The organism is Actinoplanes subtropicus, assembly GCF_000721705.1.
GTDB classification, from domain to species: Bacteria; Actinomycetota; Actinomycetes; order Mycobacteriales; family Micromonosporaceae; genus Actinoplanes; species Actinoplanes subtropicus.
Genome location: NZ_JOJL01000011.1, coordinates 262,044 through 277,357 on the forward strand (window position 1 = coordinate 262,044; position 15,314 = coordinate 277,357).

The 15,314-nt window shown below is 72.6% G+C and carries 12 protein-coding genes; 5 read left to right on the top strand and 7 right to left on the bottom strand.

Features of this window, described 5'->3' with window-relative positions:
* Positions 1-6 precede the first annotated feature (6 nt).
* Positions 7-1,494: a lysylphosphatidylglycerol synthase transmembrane domain-containing protein gene (locus tag IH26_RS62885; RefSeq protein ID WP_084598885.1), complete on the bottom strand. Its 1,488-nt coding sequence runs from the start codon at positions 1,492-1,494 to the stop codon at positions 7-9.
* 143 nt (positions 1,495-1,637) lie between these two features.
* Between IH26_RS62885 and IH26_RS0117715 the strand changes: the two genes are divergently transcribed.
* Complete coding sequence (locus IH26_RS0117715; protein ID WP_030437310.1) at positions 1,638-2,111, top strand: universal stress protein; 474 nt, start codon at positions 1,638-1,640, stop codon at positions 2,109-2,111.
* Between the two features lie 7 nt (positions 2,112-2,118).
* On the opposite strand, the gene IH26_RS0117720 is transcribed toward IH26_RS0117715, so the two are convergent.
* Complete coding sequence (locus IH26_RS0117720) at positions 2,119-4,542, bottom strand: CaiB/BaiF CoA-transferase family protein (RefSeq protein WP_211268667.1); 2,424 nt, start codon at positions 4,540-4,542, stop codon at positions 2,119-2,121.
* A gap of 148 nt (positions 4,543-4,690) precedes the next feature.
* On the opposite strand from IH26_RS0117720, the gene IH26_RS0117725 reads away from it, so the two are divergent.
* Positions 4,691-5,605 (top strand): LysR family transcriptional regulator, encoded by a 915-nt coding sequence (locus tag IH26_RS0117725; RefSeq protein WP_051808232.1) that lies wholly within the window; start codon positions 4,691-4,693, stop codon positions 5,603-5,605.
* On the opposite strand, the gene IH26_RS0117730 is transcribed toward IH26_RS0117725, so the two are convergent.
* Positions 5,602-6,630 carry an MBL fold metallo-hydrolase gene (locus IH26_RS0117730; protein ID WP_034215489.1) on the bottom strand — a complete coding sequence of 343 codons (1,029 nt, stop codon included), beginning with the start codon at positions 6,628-6,630 and terminating at the stop codon, positions 5,602-5,604. The two genes, IH26_RS0117725 and IH26_RS0117730, sit on opposite strands and share 4 nt — an antisense overlap.
* Positions 6,627-7,235: a TetR/AcrR family transcriptional regulator gene (locus IH26_RS0117735; RefSeq protein ID WP_030437314.1), complete on the bottom strand. Its 609-nt coding sequence runs from the start codon at positions 7,233-7,235 to the stop codon at positions 6,627-6,629. The genes IH26_RS0117730 and IH26_RS0117735 overlap by 4 nt, the downstream gene beginning before the upstream one ends.
* 83 nt (positions 7,236-7,318) lie before the next feature.
* On the opposite strand from IH26_RS0117735, the gene IH26_RS0117740 reads away from it, so the two are divergent.
* Positions 7,319-9,691 carry an acetyl-CoA acetyltransferase gene (locus IH26_RS0117740; protein ID WP_030437315.1) on the top strand — a complete coding sequence of 791 codons (2,373 nt, stop codon included), beginning with the start codon at positions 7,319-7,321 and terminating at the stop codon, positions 9,689-9,691.
* A gap of 6 nt (positions 9,692-9,697) precedes the next feature.
* Here IH26_RS0117740 and IH26_RS0117745 read toward each other — a convergent pair whose 3' ends face one another.
* Both IH26_RS0117745 and IH26_RS0117750 read right to left on the bottom strand, forming a co-directional pair.
* Entirely contained in the window at positions 9,698-10,561 is an 864-nt protein-coding gene (locus IH26_RS0117745; RefSeq protein WP_030437316.1) for an SDR family oxidoreductase, read from the bottom strand.
* Positions 10,562-10,589: 28 nt separating this feature from the next.
* Positions 10,590-11,474, bottom strand: a complete 885-nt coding sequence (locus tag IH26_RS0117750) for a LysR family transcriptional regulator (protein WP_030437317.1) — start codon at positions 11,472-11,474, stop codon at positions 10,590-10,592.
* Positions 11,475-11,544: 70 nt separating this feature from the next.
* Here IH26_RS0117750 and IH26_RS0117755 point away from each other — a divergent pair, with 70 nt between their 5' ends.
* Together IH26_RS0117755 and IH26_RS0117760 are read left to right on the top strand one after the other, a co-directional pair.
* Positions 11,545-12,441 carry a serine/threonine dehydratase gene (locus IH26_RS0117755; RefSeq protein WP_030437318.1) on the top strand — a complete coding sequence of 299 codons (897 nt, stop codon included), beginning with the start codon at positions 11,545-11,547 and terminating at the stop codon, positions 12,439-12,441.
* A gap of 716 nt (positions 12,442-13,157) precedes the next feature.
* Entirely contained in the window at positions 13,158-13,925 is a 768-nt protein-coding gene (locus IH26_RS0117760) for a glycoside hydrolase family 75 protein (protein ID WP_030437319.1), read from the top strand.
* Between the two features lie 63 nt (positions 13,926-13,988).
* Here IH26_RS0117760 and IH26_RS55895 read toward each other — a convergent pair whose 3' ends face one another.
* Positions 13,989-15,314 carry a 3D domain-containing protein gene (locus IH26_RS55895; protein WP_084598887.1) on the bottom strand — a complete coding sequence of 442 codons (1,326 nt, stop codon included), beginning with the start codon at positions 15,312-15,314 and terminating at the stop codon, positions 13,989-13,991.

The window sequence follows — 15,314 nt, forward strand, 5'->3', positions numbered from 1 at the left end:
CCGCGGCTAGCTGAGGATCTCCGCGGGCCGGGGTTCCGTGTGCGGGGCGGCGGGCGCGGCGGGCGCTGCGGGCCAGACGGGCGCGAGGGCGGACAGCGAGCCGAGGGTCACCGCGAGGGCGAGGGCGGGCGTGAGGCCGAGCGTCGGCGTGCGGGCGAGAATCGGCGCGTCGGCAATGATCGCAGTGCGGGCTGGCGCGGGCGTGCGCGCGGGGCCGCCCGTGCGGGCGGGAGCGGCCGTGCGGGTGCGGGCGGCCGTGCGGGTGCGGGCGAGGACGGGCGTGCGGGCGGGGGCGGGCGCGTCCGCGGCGGCCAAGCGGGCGGGGGCGGGTGCGTCCGCGGCGGCCAAGCTGGCGGGGGCGGGTGCGTCCGCGGCGGCCAAGCTGGCGGGGGTGGGTGCGTCCGCGGCGGCCAAGCGGGCGGGGGCGGGCGCGTCCGCGGCGGCCGTGCGGGCGGGAGCGGGCGTGGGCGTGTCGGCGGCCGCGGCCGTGGCCCCCGCCTGGGCGGGAGTCACGGCCGGGACGGGCTCGGCGGTGCGAGGGGAGCGCATGCCGAGCCAGGAGAGCCAGCCCAGCGCGACGATGAAGCCGAAGCTGATCACGCGGTAGAGGACGACCGTGGCGACGGCGGCCGCGGTGGGGACGCCGCCGGCGATCAGGCCGAGGATCAGGGCGCTGTCGATGATGCCGAGGCCGCCGGGGACGATCGTGATGGTGCCGGCGGCCATCGCGGCGCAGAAGGCGAGCAGCACGACGGTCAGGGCGGCCGGCTCTTCGCCGACCGCGCGGAAGCACAGCCACAGGCAGAGCGCGTCGAGCAGCCAGTTGGCCAGGGCGAGGATCGCGGCCGGCGCGCCGTGGCGGAGGGTCAGCTGGGCCGCCCGCAACTGCTCGAGGAAGCCGCGCAGACGGTCCGAGCCGTCGGTCTCGGGACGGTGGCGCAGCCGGTTGACGGCCGCCAGGGGCGATCGCAGAACCTCCGGGTGACGGCCCAGATGACGTACGCCCAGAATCAACGCGACCGCCGCGAGCAGCCACCAGAGCAGATGTTGCCAGTGGGTGGCGCCGCCGGCCGCCAGGGCGCTGCCGAGCGTGACGACGCCGAGCGCGCAGGTGGAGAGGATGCCGCTGAGCGCGATCGCCCACGACGCGATGGCCGGGGTGGCGCCGAGGCGACGCATCTGCTGGTAGTTGAAGCGGGTGGAGAACGCCGGGCCGCCGGGCAGCGTCGCGCTCAGCGAGTGCGCGGCATACGCGAGGCGCAGGTGCTCGATCACCGGGGCGCGGACGCCGGCCGAGCGCAGCAGGTGACTCTGCATCCGCCCGTACGCGTTCATCGCGCCCAGCTCGACGAAGACGGCCAGGGCGAGCCAGCCGAGATGCGGCGTGCGCAGCTGGCGCAGCGCGCCGGCCAGCGAGTGCCAGCCCAGCACCAGCTCGACCGTGAGCAGGAGCAGCACCGCTCCGATGCCCACCGCCCGCAGTTTCCTGGTCACTGATCAAGCGTCATCCAAACTTGCCCATTGCGCAAGCTTCCGTGGTGAGAACGCCGTCACACCCCGCCATTGCTGATCGGTCGACGTCACCATAAAGTGGGCGTTGCTGAACAACGAACGTTCAGCAACGGAGGGTCCGCGTCATGACTGACGACTCGCTGCTGCCGCGCTCCAAGGCCGCCCCGGAGAGGTGCAAGGACGGTCCGGCCACGATTCTCGTGGGCGTCGACGGTTCGACGTCGTCGCTGCGCGCGGCCGCCTATGCCGCCGGCCTCGCCCGGCGACAGCGCAGCCGGCTGGTCGCGGTCTACGTGAAGCAGCCGAGCGCCTACGCGGTGCCCGTCGCCGGCGCGGCCGGGACCGTGATCGAGGCGCAGGACCAGGTCGAGCGGGAGCTCCGGGCGGCGATCGCGCAGCGGGTGGCCGTGCTCGATCTCGACGTGCAGCTGGTGGTGCGCAGCGGCGAGCCCTACGCGGAGCTGCTCGACGTGGCCGGGGAGGTCCACCCGGACGCGGTGATCGTCGGGCGCTCCACCAAGATCCTGCACCGGGTGATCGGCTCGCTCGCCGTGAAGCTGACCCGCTGCGGGCGCTGGCCGGTCACCGTCGTCCCCTGATCGCTGTTCAGGCCGCCCACTGCTCGACCACGCCCGCCGCGATCAGCGCGTCGATCTCCTCCGGCGGCAGGCCCAGCACCCGCGTCAGGATCTCCCGGGAGTGCTCGCCGGGCAGCGGCGCCGGGTCGAGCGGCGGCGGCGCGACGTTCGCGAAGACGGCGGGCGCGTTCTCGGTCGGCATTTTCTCGGCGATCCGCGGATGCACCATCGTGCGGAAGAAGCCCCGCGCGGCCAGATGGGGGTCGTCCAGCAGCTCCGGGATCCGCTGCATCATCGCGGCGGGCACGCCGGCCGCCTGCAACTCGGCCATCGCGTCGCGCGGCGCACGCTTCGACGTCCACGCCGCCACCAGGGCATCCAGCTCCTCCCGCCGGGGGATCCGGTCCCCGGCCGTGGGAAGATCAAGACCGGTTGCGAGTACGCCTTCCAGCCGCACCCAGTCCTCGTCGCCCCGCACGGTCACCACGCACCATTCGTCGTCGCCCGCGCAGGGGTAGAGCCCCCACGGCGCGTCCCGGGCGTCCCCGCCGGTGGCAGGCTCTCGCCGCGCGTCCCGGGCGTCCTCGCCCGGGGCGGCCACTCCCTGCTCGTCGGCGGCGTCTCCGCTCGGGGCGAGCCCCCACGTCGCGCTGCCGGCCGGGGCCAGCGAGCCCGGGCGTACCGACTCGAGCGCGAGCTGGTGGGCGAGCTGGCCCAGGATGATCTCGGCCTGGGCGACGCTGACCGTGCCGCCGCGGCCGGTGCGGCGGCGGGCGATCAGTTTGGCCAGGATGGCGACCGCCTCGAAGCGGGCCGCCACGTGGTCGGGGTAGATCGTGGACGCGTCGCTGTGGCCGGCCTCGTCGTCGGGGTAGCGCCACAGCCCGCTCAGCCCGGTCGTGGCGCGGACCAGCGGCCCGTACCCCATCCGCTTGCTCCACGGCCCGGTCGGCCCGAACGCGCTGGAGTCGGCGACCACGATCCCGGGGTTGATCGCGGCCAGCTCGTCGTGGCCGAGTCCGAGCGACTCCATCGTGCCCGGCTTGAAGTTGGCGAGCACCACGTCCGACTCCGCGACCAGCCGCTTGAACAGCGCGATGCCGTCGGTCGTACGCAGGTTGAGGCCGAGGCCGAGCTTGTTGCGGTGCCCGTAGGCGAAGCCCGCGCTGATCGCCGAGCCGTCGAAGGTCTGCCGGCTGCCGTCCGGGAACGCCTTGTTCTCGACCTTGATGACCTCGGCACCCAGGTCCGCGAAGAGCCGGCCCAGCTCGGCCCCGACCACGATCACACCCAGGTCGAGCACCCGCAGCCCGGCCAGCGGGCGGGACCGTTCCGTTCCGTACGCGGAGAGTCCGTACGCGGAAGGTTCGGTGGGGGGTAGGGCGGCGAAAACCTCGGTGGTGTGCTGGCCGTGGACGGGTGCGGGGATCCGGATGCCGGCGCGGCGGCCGTCGATCTCGAGGTAGCCGTTCGGCATCAGGGCACCGGGGACCTCCTCGATCGGGGTGAAGAGCCCGCGGGCGGTGAACTGGTCGGCGTGCAGCACCTCGGTCGGCTCCAGGAGCGCGGCGGTCGGGACGCCGTGCCGCTGGCCCTCGGCGACGATCTGCTGCCGGGTGCGGGTGGCGAAGAGGCGGCCGATCGCCGGGTAGATCCGGCCGGCGGCGGCGAACCGCTTGCCGAGGCTGGCCAGCGCCGGGTCGGCGAACTCCGGGGGCGAGCCGAGCCAGGTGAACATGCCCTGCCACTGGCGCGGCGCGAGCACGCAGATCCGGACCCAGCCGTCGGCGCAGCGGAAGATCGGGTAGAGGTGCCGGGCGTCGGGGCGGCCCCGCGGCCCGTCGGCGGCCGGGACGCCGCCGGTCGCGCTGCCGCCGATGCCGAAGCCCGGGTCGAGCACCTGGGCGGTCGCCTCGTAGACCGACACGTCGACCAGGTCACCAGTGCCGGCGAAGTAGGCCACCAGAGCCGCCCACGCCGCCTGGGCGGCTGCCGACTCGTACGCCAGGGAACCCGGTGGAAGCAACGGCGCGCGACCCGGCAGCCCGGATCGGCAGAGCACCCCGCCGAGCGCGAGATGCGTCCACTCGGTCGCCTGCCAGTCCCGGTACGGCCCGGTCAGCCCGAAGTCGGTGATCGCCACCACGACCAGGCCGGGCCGCGGCGCCGGCAGCCAGGACGCTTCATTGGTCAGGTAGATGTCGGCGCTGTCGACCAGGCGCTGCAGATCGTCGCCGGCGGCCACGACCGCGCGCTTGTTCGCGTTGTGCGTCGCGTAGTAGAGGCTCACCCCGTCGACGACCGGCTCGCGCCGGCGGGACGCCGCGCCCTCGGCCGGCTCCACCCGGATCACGTCGGCGCCGAGGTCGGCGAGCAGCCGCCCGGTCGTCTCGCCGAGGCCGTCGGTGCGGTCCACGACCCGGACTCCGGTCAGCGGCAGGATCTCGTCCACGGGCGGCCTCCTCGGCGGGTGCGGTGCGGTACGTCACACGATGACCGGGCGCCCGGACGTCCGTAAATCACTGTTTCCGGCACGCTACGTGCCGCCCGCCGCAACGTGCTTCCTTGCCGGTGATCGTCCGGCACCGCAGGATGGGTGCGTGGACATCGCCCAGCTGCGCTGCTTCCTCGCGGTCGCCGAGGAGCTGCATTTCGGCCGGGCGGCCGAGCGCCTGCACATGACCGCCTCGCCGGTCAGCCGGATCGTCAAGGATCTGGAACGGGAGCTGGGCGCCGAGCTGTTCGTCCGCGGCTACCACCGGATCCAGCTGACCCCTGCCGGGCGGGAGCTGGCCCGCCGGGTGCCGCCGCTGCTCGCCGAGTTCGACCGGCTGCGCAGCGAGGTCCAGCTGGTCGCGGCCGGGGAGAGCCGGGTGGTGCGGCTCGGCGGGTCGCACCTGTCGCCGCCGGCCATCCTGGACGCGGTGGTCGAGTGCGCGGAGAAGGGCAACCCGGGCCGGACCGTCGACGTGACGCTGGCGCCCTCCTCGGAGCTGCTGCCGGCGCTCGGGCGGGGTGAGCTGGACGCGGCCGTGGTGCACCTGCCGGTCGACGACCCGGCGATGGAGGCGTTGCCGCTGGCGGCGTATCGCTTCTTCGTGGCGATGCGCCGGGACGACCCGCTCGCCGGGCGGTCGTCGCTGGACCTGGCCGACCTGGCCGACCGGACCGTGGTGACGTTCCCGCTGAGCCTGCAGCCGGCCGCGATGGAGCAGATGCGGGACGGGCTGCTCGGCCGCGGCCTGCGCCGGGTGCGCATGCTGCCCGGCGCCGACTCGGCGATGCTGGCCGGCCACGTGCGCCGCACCGGCGACCTGACGTTCACGCTGGCCCCGGAGACCGGCGGATCGGCCCGGATCTTCGACGACCCGGCGTTCGCGATCGTGCCGCTGACCGACGGGCCGCCGTTCCACCTCGGACTGGTCTGGCTGGGCGCCCGGGTCGCCGATCGGGTGGTCGCGGGCCTGGTCGAGGCGGTCCAGGAACGGTGGGCCCGCGGCGAGATCCAGATCTAGCGGCGCCAGCGCTCCGGGGTGCCGCCGTCCGGGCGGACCGCGCCGGTGCCGGCCAGGTAGTGCAGGTGGGCGAGGGTCTCGGCGAGGGCCATCCGGCGCAGCATGCCGCGCAGCGCGTCCCAGCCGCGCGACCAGGTCAGCTCGGCGGCGATCGCCCAGCCGGTCGACGGGCCGAGGCGGTCCAGGACGGTGAGGATCTCGTGGCCGCGTTCGTCGTGGTGGGCGATCAGGTCGGCGGCGCGGGCGTCGATGCCGCGGAAGCGGTACTCGTGCGCCGGCAGCGCCTCCTCGGCGGTGAACTTGGCGGTCCGCTCCAGCGACGCCAGGTAGTCGCTGAGCGGGTCGTCCTCGTCGTCGTGCACGCCGATGTTCGGGGTGATCCGGGGGAGCAGGTGGTCGCCGGTGAGCAGCAGGCCGGCCGCCGCGTCGTGCAGGCACAGGTGGCCGGGGGTGTGGCCGGGCGTCCAGACCGCGCGCAGCTCGTGCCGGGCCGTCGGCAGCAGGTCGCCGTCCTCGAACGTACGGTCGGGCTCGACCATCTCGAGGATGTCGCCCACCTTCGCCGGATCCACCACCAGGATCGCGGCTTCGCCGGCGGGTACGCCGTGGCGCAGCAGCCACGCGTGGTCGGCCGCGGCGGCGCCGTCGTGCCACGTCCGGCCCGGCAGCGCGCGGGCCTCGGCCGGGTGCATGCCGATCCACGCCCCGGACCGCTCGCGGACCCAGCCGCTGAGGCCGTGGTGGTCGAAGTGCACGTGGGTGACCAGCACGCCGGTGACGTCGGCGACCGCGGCCCCGGCCAGGCGCAGGCCCGCGGTCAGCGCCTCCCGGCTCTCGTCGCTCTCCCAGCCCGGGTCGACCAGCAGCACGGCGGGATCGTCGAGGAACGCGTACGCCAGGGTGTAACGCAACGGATTGTGCGGGATCGGCACCGGGATCGACCAGACGCCCGGGCGGACCTGCTCGACCGGCGGGAGGACGCGCTGCTGCCAGGCCCGGTGCTGAGCCTCTCCGGTGACGATCATGCGTGGCTCGCGGTGACGGAGTGCAGCAGGAAGTCGACCAGCCGGGCCGCGTGGGCCGCCGTGTCGCTCGCCAGGGCGGCGCGCCTGCCGGCCGGGGTGGTCATCGCGTGCATCATCGCGCCGCCGACCAGGGTGTCCAGCAGCAGCGTGATCGGGACCGTGCCGGGCAACTCGCCCCGGTCGATGCCGCGCCGGACGATCGCGCGGGCGGCCAGCACCTGGGACGTCCGCAGGGCTTCGTAGTGTTCGGCGATGCCGGGAATGGTGTGTGCCTCCAGGTTGAGCCGCATCGCGGCGCGGCTGGCCGGGCCGAGGTAGAGATCGAGGATCTGGGTGGCGAGCTCGGCCAGGTCGCCGTGCAGGGTGCCGGTGTCGACGTCGCTGATTCGCGGCAGGCCGGCCGTCAGCGCGTCGGTGAGCAGCGCCTCCTTGTTGCTCCAGCGCAGGTAGAGCGACGCCTTGCCGACGCCGGCCCGCTTCGCCACGGCCTCCATCGCGAACCCGGCCCAGCCGGCGTCGCCGAAGACGTCCAGGGCGGCCTGGGCGATCCGGCGGTCGACCGCCGGGTCCCGGGGCCGGCCGGGCGCGGTCGGCGTAGCGCTCATCACGATCTCCATATTGCTGAACGGATTCCGTCAGGATACAGTCGCCATAAGTGAACGGGAAGCGTTCAGTATTGGAGACATTCATGACACCGGACGACCTCGACCCGCGTACGCCGATCGTGGCAGGCGTCGGGCAGTCCGCGGAGCGCCTCGACGAGCCGGGGTATCGGCGCCGGTCGCCGGTGGAATTGGCCGCGGACGCCGCGCGGGCGGCGATCGCGGACACCGGTTCGCCCTCGCGGGAGGTCGTCGCGGCGATCGACACGGTGGCGGGCACCCGGCAGTTCGAGAACTCGATGCCGATGGCCCGGGCGCCGCTGGGCCGGTCGGACAATTTCCCGCGCTCGGTCGCCGGGCGCGTAGGCGTCACGCCGCGCCGGGCGGTGCTCGAGGTGGCGGGTGGGCAGAGCCCGCAGCACCTGGTCAACGAATTCGCGGCCGCCATTGCCGCGGGGTCCTGCGGCTCGGTATTGATCTTCGGGTCGGAGGCGATTTCCACCATTGAGAGGTACGCCGGGGACGAGTCGAAACCCGATTTCACCGAGCACGTCGACGGCGATCTGGAGGACCGCGGATACGGGCTGCACGGGCTGGTCAGCATGCATCAGGCGGCGCACGGGCTGACCGACGCGCCGAGCCAGTACGCGCTTTTCGAGAACGCCCGGCGGGCCCGGCTCAAGCAGTCGCGGGAGGAGTACGCGGCGGCGATCGGGGCGTTGTTCGAGCCGTTCACCCGGGTCGCGGCGGCCAATCCGTACGCGGCGGCGCCGATCGAGCGCAGCGCGGCGGAGTTGGTCACGCCGAGCGCGGCGAACCGGCCGATCGCCGACCCGTACACCCGCTATGTCGTCGCCCGGGAAAAGGTGAACCAGGGCGCGGCGGTGCTGCTGACGTCGGTCGGCGAGGCGCGGCGACTGGGCATTCCGCGGGCGAAGTGGGTGTTCCTGGCCGGGCACGCCGACCTGCGCGAGCGCGACCTGATGGAGCGGGCGGATCTGTCGGCCGGCCCGGCGTCGGTGATGGCCGCGCGGCACGCCCTGGAAGTGGCCGGAATCGGGATGGACGATGTCGCCACCATCGATCTGTACAGCTGTTTCCCGGCGCCGGTGTTCAATATCGCGGACGCATTCGGGCTGGCGGCGGACGACCCGCGCGGGCTGACGGTGACCGGCGGACTGCCGTTCTTCGGCGGGGCCGGCAACAACTACTCGATGCACGCGATCGCCACGACCGTCGAGTTGGCGCGCCGTTCGCCGGGCAGTTACGGATTCGTCGGGGCCAATGGCGGGACGATGAGCAAGTACTCGGCCGGGGTCTATACGACCACGCCGTCGCCGTGGCGGGCGGACCGGTCCCGGGAACTGCAGGCGGAGATCGACTCGTGGGCGGCGCCGGTCGAGGCGCGGCAGGCGGACGGCTGGGCGACCGTCGAGACGTACACGGTGAAGCAGGCGCGCGACGGGAAGCGGACCGGCATCGTGATCGGGCGCCTCGAGTCGGACGGGCGACGGTTCATCTCCCGTACGGACGATCGGGACTTTTCGATTTTGGCATTGCTCGGCACCGACGAGCCGATCGGCAAACGCGTATACGTGCGGTCGTTCGGCTTCGGCAACCGGGTGACGGTTTCGCCGGAAGCGATGGACGCGCTCTTTCCGGTGTCGCCGGCGGTGCTTCGAGAACGCTACGAGCACATTCTCGTACGGCGAGAGGGACATCTGCTCGAAGTCACCATCAACCGGCCGGAGGCGCGAAACAGCCTGCACCCGATGGCCAACGACGAGCTCGACCACGCGTTCGACGCCTATTTCGCGGACGACGACCTGTGGGTGGCGATCCTGACCGGGGCCGGCGACAAGGCGTTCTCGGCCGGCAATGACCTGATCTACTCGGGGTCGGGCCAGCCGATGTGGGTGCCGAAGAACGGGTTCGCGGGCCTGACCAGCCGCCGCAGCCTGCCCAAACCGGTCATCGCCGCGGTCAACGGCTTCGCGATGGGCGGCGGGTGCGAGATCGCGCTGGCCTGTCACCTGGTGGTCGCCGACGAGACGGCAAGGTTCGCGCTCAGCGAGGTGAAGGTCGGGCTGATCGCCGGGGCCGGGGGAGTGGTGCGGCTGCCGCGCATGCTGCCACCGAAGCTGGCGAACGAGATGATCCTGACCGGCCGCCGGCTGACCGCCGCCGAGGCACAGGCGTACGGCCTGGTCAACCGGGTCACGCCGGCGGGGCGGGCGCTGGCCGGGGCGCGAGAGCTGGCGGCCGAGATTCTCGACGGGTCGCCCACCTCGGTGCGGATCTCGCTGCAGGTGATGGAGGAGACCCGGGGCATCCCGGACGTGGTCGACGCGGTGACCCACCACAGCCCGGCCCTCGACGACCTGATGGTCAGCGAGGACGCGATCGAGGGGCTGACGGCGTTCGCCCAGAAACGCAAGCCGCGGTGGCGCAACCGCTGACCCGGGCTACGGCGTGGCGGCCCAGTCGGCGGCGGTGTCCCGGACGTAGTCCTCGTACGACCGTGGTGGCCGGCCCAGCAGGCCGGTGATCAGGGCGACGTCCCTGGCCGAGGTGGGCACCGGGATGCGGGAGAGCAGCCGGTACGTGTGGCCGAAGTCCGCCAGCTTCTGGCCGGCGAGGCCCCGGGCCAGGGCCGGGCGCCAGGCGCTCTCCGCGTCCTGGTACTCGACCGGGCGGCCGAGCGCGCTCGCCCAGGTCTGCGCCGCCGCGCGGCCGCTGATCGAGGCGGGGCCGGCCAGCGTGCCGGTCACCGCCGGGAACGCCGGGTCGGTCAGGGCCCGGGCCAGCACCTCGCCGACGTCGCGCAGGTCGACCCGGTTGACGCCGCGCGGATGGGCCGGCAAAGGGTAGCGTCCGGCCAGGATGTCGGCCTTGATGATCTCGTCGTTCTGGTAGAAGTTCGTCGGGGCGAGCACCACGTCGCAGACCGGGGAGCGGTGCATGCGGGCGCCGATCCGCAGCTTGCCGCGGTAGTGCGGGAGGAATCGCTCGTAGACGAACCGGCGGAGGCCGCCCGCGTACACGCCGCAGAAGACCAGCCGGGTGCCCAGGCGTTCGCAGGCGCGGGCGAAGGTCTCGGCCAGGCGCTCCTCGTCCGGGTCGTGCGGGGAGGTGTAAAGGGCCGCGCTCACGCCGCTCAGCGCGGCGGTCACCGACGCCTCGTCGCGGAGATTGCCCAGGACCGGGGTCACGCCCTCGGGGAGCGACGCTTTTCGGACCAGGGCTCGTACGTCGGTGCCCCTGGCCAGCAGCGCCCTCGTCGTGTGGACGCCTACGCTGCCGGTCGCACCCACCACCAGAACCGTCATCGATCCCGCCCTCCTCCGGCCCCGAGGATCATGACAGGGCTTGCGCCGCCTCGCGGATGAGGGTGACCACTTCGGTCACCAGCGGGGTGGGGCGTCTCCTGTGGACGACGCAGATCTCGCGGGCGGGCCGGGCGGTGCCCCACTCGCGGACGCGCAGGCCCGGATGCTCCCGCAGCACCATCGCGGGGACCAGGGCGATGCCGAGGCCGGCGCGGACCAGGGCCAGGGTGAGGCCGTAGTCGGCGGTCTCGTAGCTGATCCTGGGAGTGAAGCCGATCCGGGCGGCGAGCATGTCCAGGCACGTGCGGTTGGGCACGCCCGGGCCGCCGGAGATCCAGTGCTCGGCGGCCGGGTCCAGCTTCCCGTTCGCCGGGCGGGTGGCCGGGAGCGCCAGGCGCAGCGGATCGTTGAGCAGCGGCCGGCGGATCAGGCCGCCGGTGGGCACGGACGGCACGCCCGGGTAGCGGTGGGTGATCAGCAGGTCGAGGTCGCCGGAGGTGACCAGGCCGTAGCCGTCGGGCGGCTCCAGGTCGCGCAGGGACAACTGGACGTCGGGGTGCCGCGCGCGGAGCTCGACGAGGGCCGCGGGGACCAGGGCGGCGCCGGCGGTGGCGAAGGTGCCGATCGCCATCCGCCGCTGTTCCGCTCCCAGGACCGCGGCGGTGGCGGCCTCGGCCTCGCGGAGCTCTCCCAGGACCCGTTCGGCGTGGTGCACCAGGACGGCGCCGGCCTCGGTGAGCCGGATGCCGGTGCCGCTGCGCTCGACCAGGCGGGCCCGCAGCTCCGCCTCCAGCTTGCTGAGCTGCTGGGAGAGCGCCGAGGGGGTGTACGACATGCGGCGGGCCGCCTCGGCGATCGAGCCCGCACGGGCCACCTCGACCAGCACTCGGAGCCGTCCTACGTCCAGGGTCATTAAGCGATGCTAAACGGGATTGAGAAGTATGCGCTGGCGCTTAATGCCGCGACTGCCGATCATCGAGGGCATGGAACCGATCGACATCGCCGCGGCGGCGGAGAGAATTCGGCCGTACGTTCGGCGCACGCCCCTGCTGGATGCCCGGATCGACGGGCGGCGGGTGCTGCTCAAGCTGGAGCATTTGCAGCTGAGCGGCTCGTTCAAACTGCGCGGAGCGGTGAACGCCCTGCTCGCCCGCCCTCGCTCGGAGCACGTGATCACCGCCTCGGGCGGCAACCACGGCCTGGGCGTGGCCACGGCGGCGGGCCTGCTCGGCCGCACGGCGACGGTCCTCGTGCCGGTGACCGTGCCGCCCGCGAAGGCCCGGCGAATCGAGGCGGCCGGCGCCCGCCTGATCCGGCATGGCTCTACGTATGCGGAGGCGGCCGCGGCGGCAATGGTGGCGGCCGAGCGACCGGGGTGCGGATATCTGCACGCCTACGACGACCCGGCCGTGATCGCCGGGCAGGGGACGGTCGCCGCCGAGGTACTCGAGGACGCCCCCGAGGTGGACACGATGGCGGTGGCGGTCGGCGGGGGTGGGCTGGCGGCGGGGACCGCGCTCGCCGCCGGGCGGCGCGTGACGGTCGCGGTCGAGCCGGAGAATTGCCAGTGCTTCGCGAACGCCCTGGCCGCGGGCCGGCCGGTCGACGGCGAGGTCGACTCGGTCGCGGCATCGGCACTAGGCGCCACCCGCGTCGGGGCGTTGCCGTTCGCGATCCTGCGATCGGCGCCGGTGGAGTCGGTGCTGGTCAGCGACGAGGAACTGCTGACCGCACGGGATCTGTTGTGGGACCACTTCCGGCTCGCGGTCGAGCCCGCGGCGGCGGTCCCGTTCGCCGCGTGGCTGGCCGGCCGAGTCCCCGGTGACCTCCCCTGCCTGATCGTGTGCGGCGCCAACACCGACTGGTCACCCGAGGACTGACGGCCGTGCGCGCTCACGGCCGCCGGTGTGCATCCGAGAGGTGCTGCCGGGTGCGCTCACGGCTACGGATGTCGCGTCCCGGTACGGCTGCCCACGGCTCTGGCAGGATTTTCGTAAGCGGATGGATGTCGCCCTGGAGGGCGCCTGGATGTTCCCGTGTGGTGGGCCTCGCGTCCACATGCTGGCGTTCGCGCGGTCGGGTATCACCATATTTTCGTCATTCCGGGCGTCGCGGACGCGGATTCGGCGCGAGGGTGAGGCTTTCCTGTTTATGGCGGACGTGTGCGCTTCAAGGTCGGTGGTCCGGCGTCGATCGTCGAAGGTTGGGGCGCGCTGTCGAGTGGCGTGCGATGGCGGTTACGGCTTGATGCGCGCCCCGGCCGTGGCTTACCCGCGGCGGCCTCCGAGCGGCGGGGGTGCCCGCACATCGGCAAATCCCGTCTCGGGAAGGCTGCGTGTGGCGGGTCTTGGCACGGCCGACCATGTCGCATCCGGGCGTGGTTGCCGTCGCCGTCGCCGTCGCTGCCGTGATCGGGATGCGTAACACGGGTGATCGGGGTGCTCGAAGATCGACTTGTCGGGATTGTCGATAATCTTAAATTTTCTTGAAGATGATTTCGTGGCGAGGGGCGCGGTGCTTCGATCTGTTAATAAGTCTAACTAACGATTGGGGGCCCTCACCCATGTCATCCACCCGTACCCGCACGCGCTTAGCTGTGGCAGGCGCCGCGGCTCTCGCGCTCGCCGCCCCGTTTGCCGTGCGGGACGCCGACGCGGCCACGACGCAGGCCGCGGTCAAGACGGACGCGGCGGCGGCCGCTCCCGCCGCCGCGTCTTACACGGCCGCCGAGGTGCTGGCCGGCGTCAAGAAGAACATGACGAGCTCGAAGAAGGTCAACTCCAAGCCGCACATCAACACCATGACGCGGGCCAAGAACGTGAACGTGTACCAGGTGGCGTCCGGCGTCTATGCCTACACCTCGAGTCTCGCCGTCGACGATGACGGCAGCGACCCGGATCCCGATCCCGATCACCAGGGCGAGACGACGTTCCAGGACAGCAACGGCAAGCAGCTGGCCGCCCACCACGTGCCGTTCTACGTGCTGGGTGACGACTGCTGGGATCGCAAGTCGCCCTGCCCGCACTTCTTCTACAAGGAGCACAACATCAAGGGCCGGCAGTTCGCCCTGATGTTCTACAAGAGCAAGTGCATCGGCGCGATCTTCGGTGACACGCAGACCGGGAACGACCAGACCACCTCGGACAACGACTCCCGCGAGCTGGGCGAGGCTTCGGTGAAGTCGGCCTCGCTGCTCGGCATCCCCAGCAGCGGCACCACCGGCGGCGTGGACAACGGCGTGACCGTGGTGATCTTCTCCGGCTCGTCCTGGGTCGTGAACGGCAGCAACTCCAAGCTGAGCGACAACGCCCAGGCCCTGGTCTCCAAGGCGCTGAACAGCCTCGGCTCGAGCATGGGTCTCTAGCAGTCGTCCAAGCTGAAGACGATCGCCACCATGCTGCCGGCGGGCGGCATGGTGGCGACCGTTCTACTCGATGGTGATCGTCCTCATCTGTACGCCCCAGTTGTCCGCCTCGGCGCCGGGCAACCACACGTCCACGATCTGGCCCTGGATCCAGGTGCCGATGTCGGCCGCGTAGCAGTACCCGTACCCGTCCACCTTCAGGCGCGTTCCCCACGGGATGTAGCGGGTGTCGACGGCGCAGATGCCCAGCGCCGCGTGGTAGCCACTCGCCGTCTGGCCGAGATCGTTGTACGAGGTGATCTCGTACTGGAACTTGGTTCCGGCCGGAATCGCGTACGGCTGGACCACTCCGCTGTCGGCGAGGATATACGGCTGCGACAGCGCGCCGGTGGAGGCATCGCTCCCATCCGAGCGCAGTGCCACCACCGTGTAATGCGCGTTACGGCATGGCGCGGTGTCAGTCACGGAGAGGCTGGCCTGCCCCCAGTCGTCGATCCAGCCGACTGACTGGCTGTTGCGCCACACCCGGTACGCCGCGGCGCCGGTCACCCGGCTGAACGCGATCGTCACGCTGGAACCGGTCAGCGAGCCGGTCACCGTGGCAGGGGCGGGGAGCCGGCCGCTCAGACTGATCCGCGGCCCCTGGCTGACCGAGTCGTGGCTGGGCCCGACGACCCGGGCCGGCGGCGTGACGGTCGACCAGAACGGGCAGGCCGGGAGGCTCGCACCGGGCCCGGTCCCGGTGGTCGGCGGCGTGGTCGGAGCGGTGGTCGGCGGCGCGGTCGTGGGCGGCGTCGTCGGAACGGTGGTTGGCGGGGCGGTGGTCGGCGGTGTGGTCGGCGCGGTCGTGTGCGGCGTGGTCGGGGCCGTCGTCGGAACGGTGGTGGGCGTTGTCGTGGTGCCGCTGCCCGAGCCGGCCGTCAGGGCGAAGTCGTCCGCGTAATACGTCGGCTGCCCGTACCAGCCGTGCACGAACACGGTGACGCTGGTGGTCGAGGACGACGTCGTGAAGGACGTGCTGAGCTGCTGGAACGCCCCGCCCGTGGACGGCGTCCAGATGCTCGCGCCGGAAGCACCCACGTACACGTAACTGCCGTTGACCCACGCCGTCAGCGTGTACGCCGTATTCGGCGTCACCGCCACGGACTGGCTGCACTGCGCCGTGTCGCCGCTGCTGGGCGTCGCTTTCAGCGCGTACGTGCCGGAATGCACCGTGCCCGTCGCGGCGCTCGCCGCACCGCCGCACGACCACCCCGCCAGGCCGGACTCGAAGCCCGGATCGCCGACCGGATTCGCGCCGGCGCTGGCCGGCAGGACCACCGCGAACACCGCCACCACGGCGGCCGTCACGCACCCGGCGCCGACCGCCAGGCCTCTCCGTCTACGCAT

Coding starts and splice junctions, on each gene's coding strand:
- IH26_RS0117730 (WP_034215489.1), bottom strand. CDS start 6,630: ATGATCGTCACCGGAGAGGCTCAGCACCGGGCCTGGCAGCAGCGCGTC.
- IH26_RS0117755 (WP_030437318.1), top strand. CDS start 11,545: ATGGAACCGATCGACATCGCCGCGGCGGCGGAGAGAATTCGGCCGTAC.
- IH26_RS0117745 (WP_030437316.1), bottom strand. CDS start 10,561: ATGACGGTTCTGGTGGTGGGTGCGACCGGCAGCGTAGGCGTCCACACG.
- IH26_RS55895 (WP_084598887.1), bottom strand. CDS start 15,314: ATGCGTAGACGGAGAGGCCTGGCGGTCGGCGCCGGGTGCGTGACGGCC.
- IH26_RS0117735 (WP_030437314.1), bottom strand. CDS start 7,235: ATGAGCGCTACGCCGACCGCGCCCGGCCGGCCCCGGGACCCGGCGGTC.
- IH26_RS0117750 (WP_030437317.1), bottom strand. CDS start 11,474: ATGACCCTGGACGTAGGACGGCTCCGAGTGCTGGTCGAGGTGGCCCGT.
- IH26_RS0117715 (WP_030437310.1), top strand. CDS start 1,638: ATGACTGACGACTCGCTGCTGCCGCGCTCCAAGGCCGCCCCGGAGAGG.
- IH26_RS0117740 (WP_030437315.1), top strand. CDS start 7,319: ATGACACCGGACGACCTCGACCCGCGTACGCCGATCGTGGCAGGCGTC.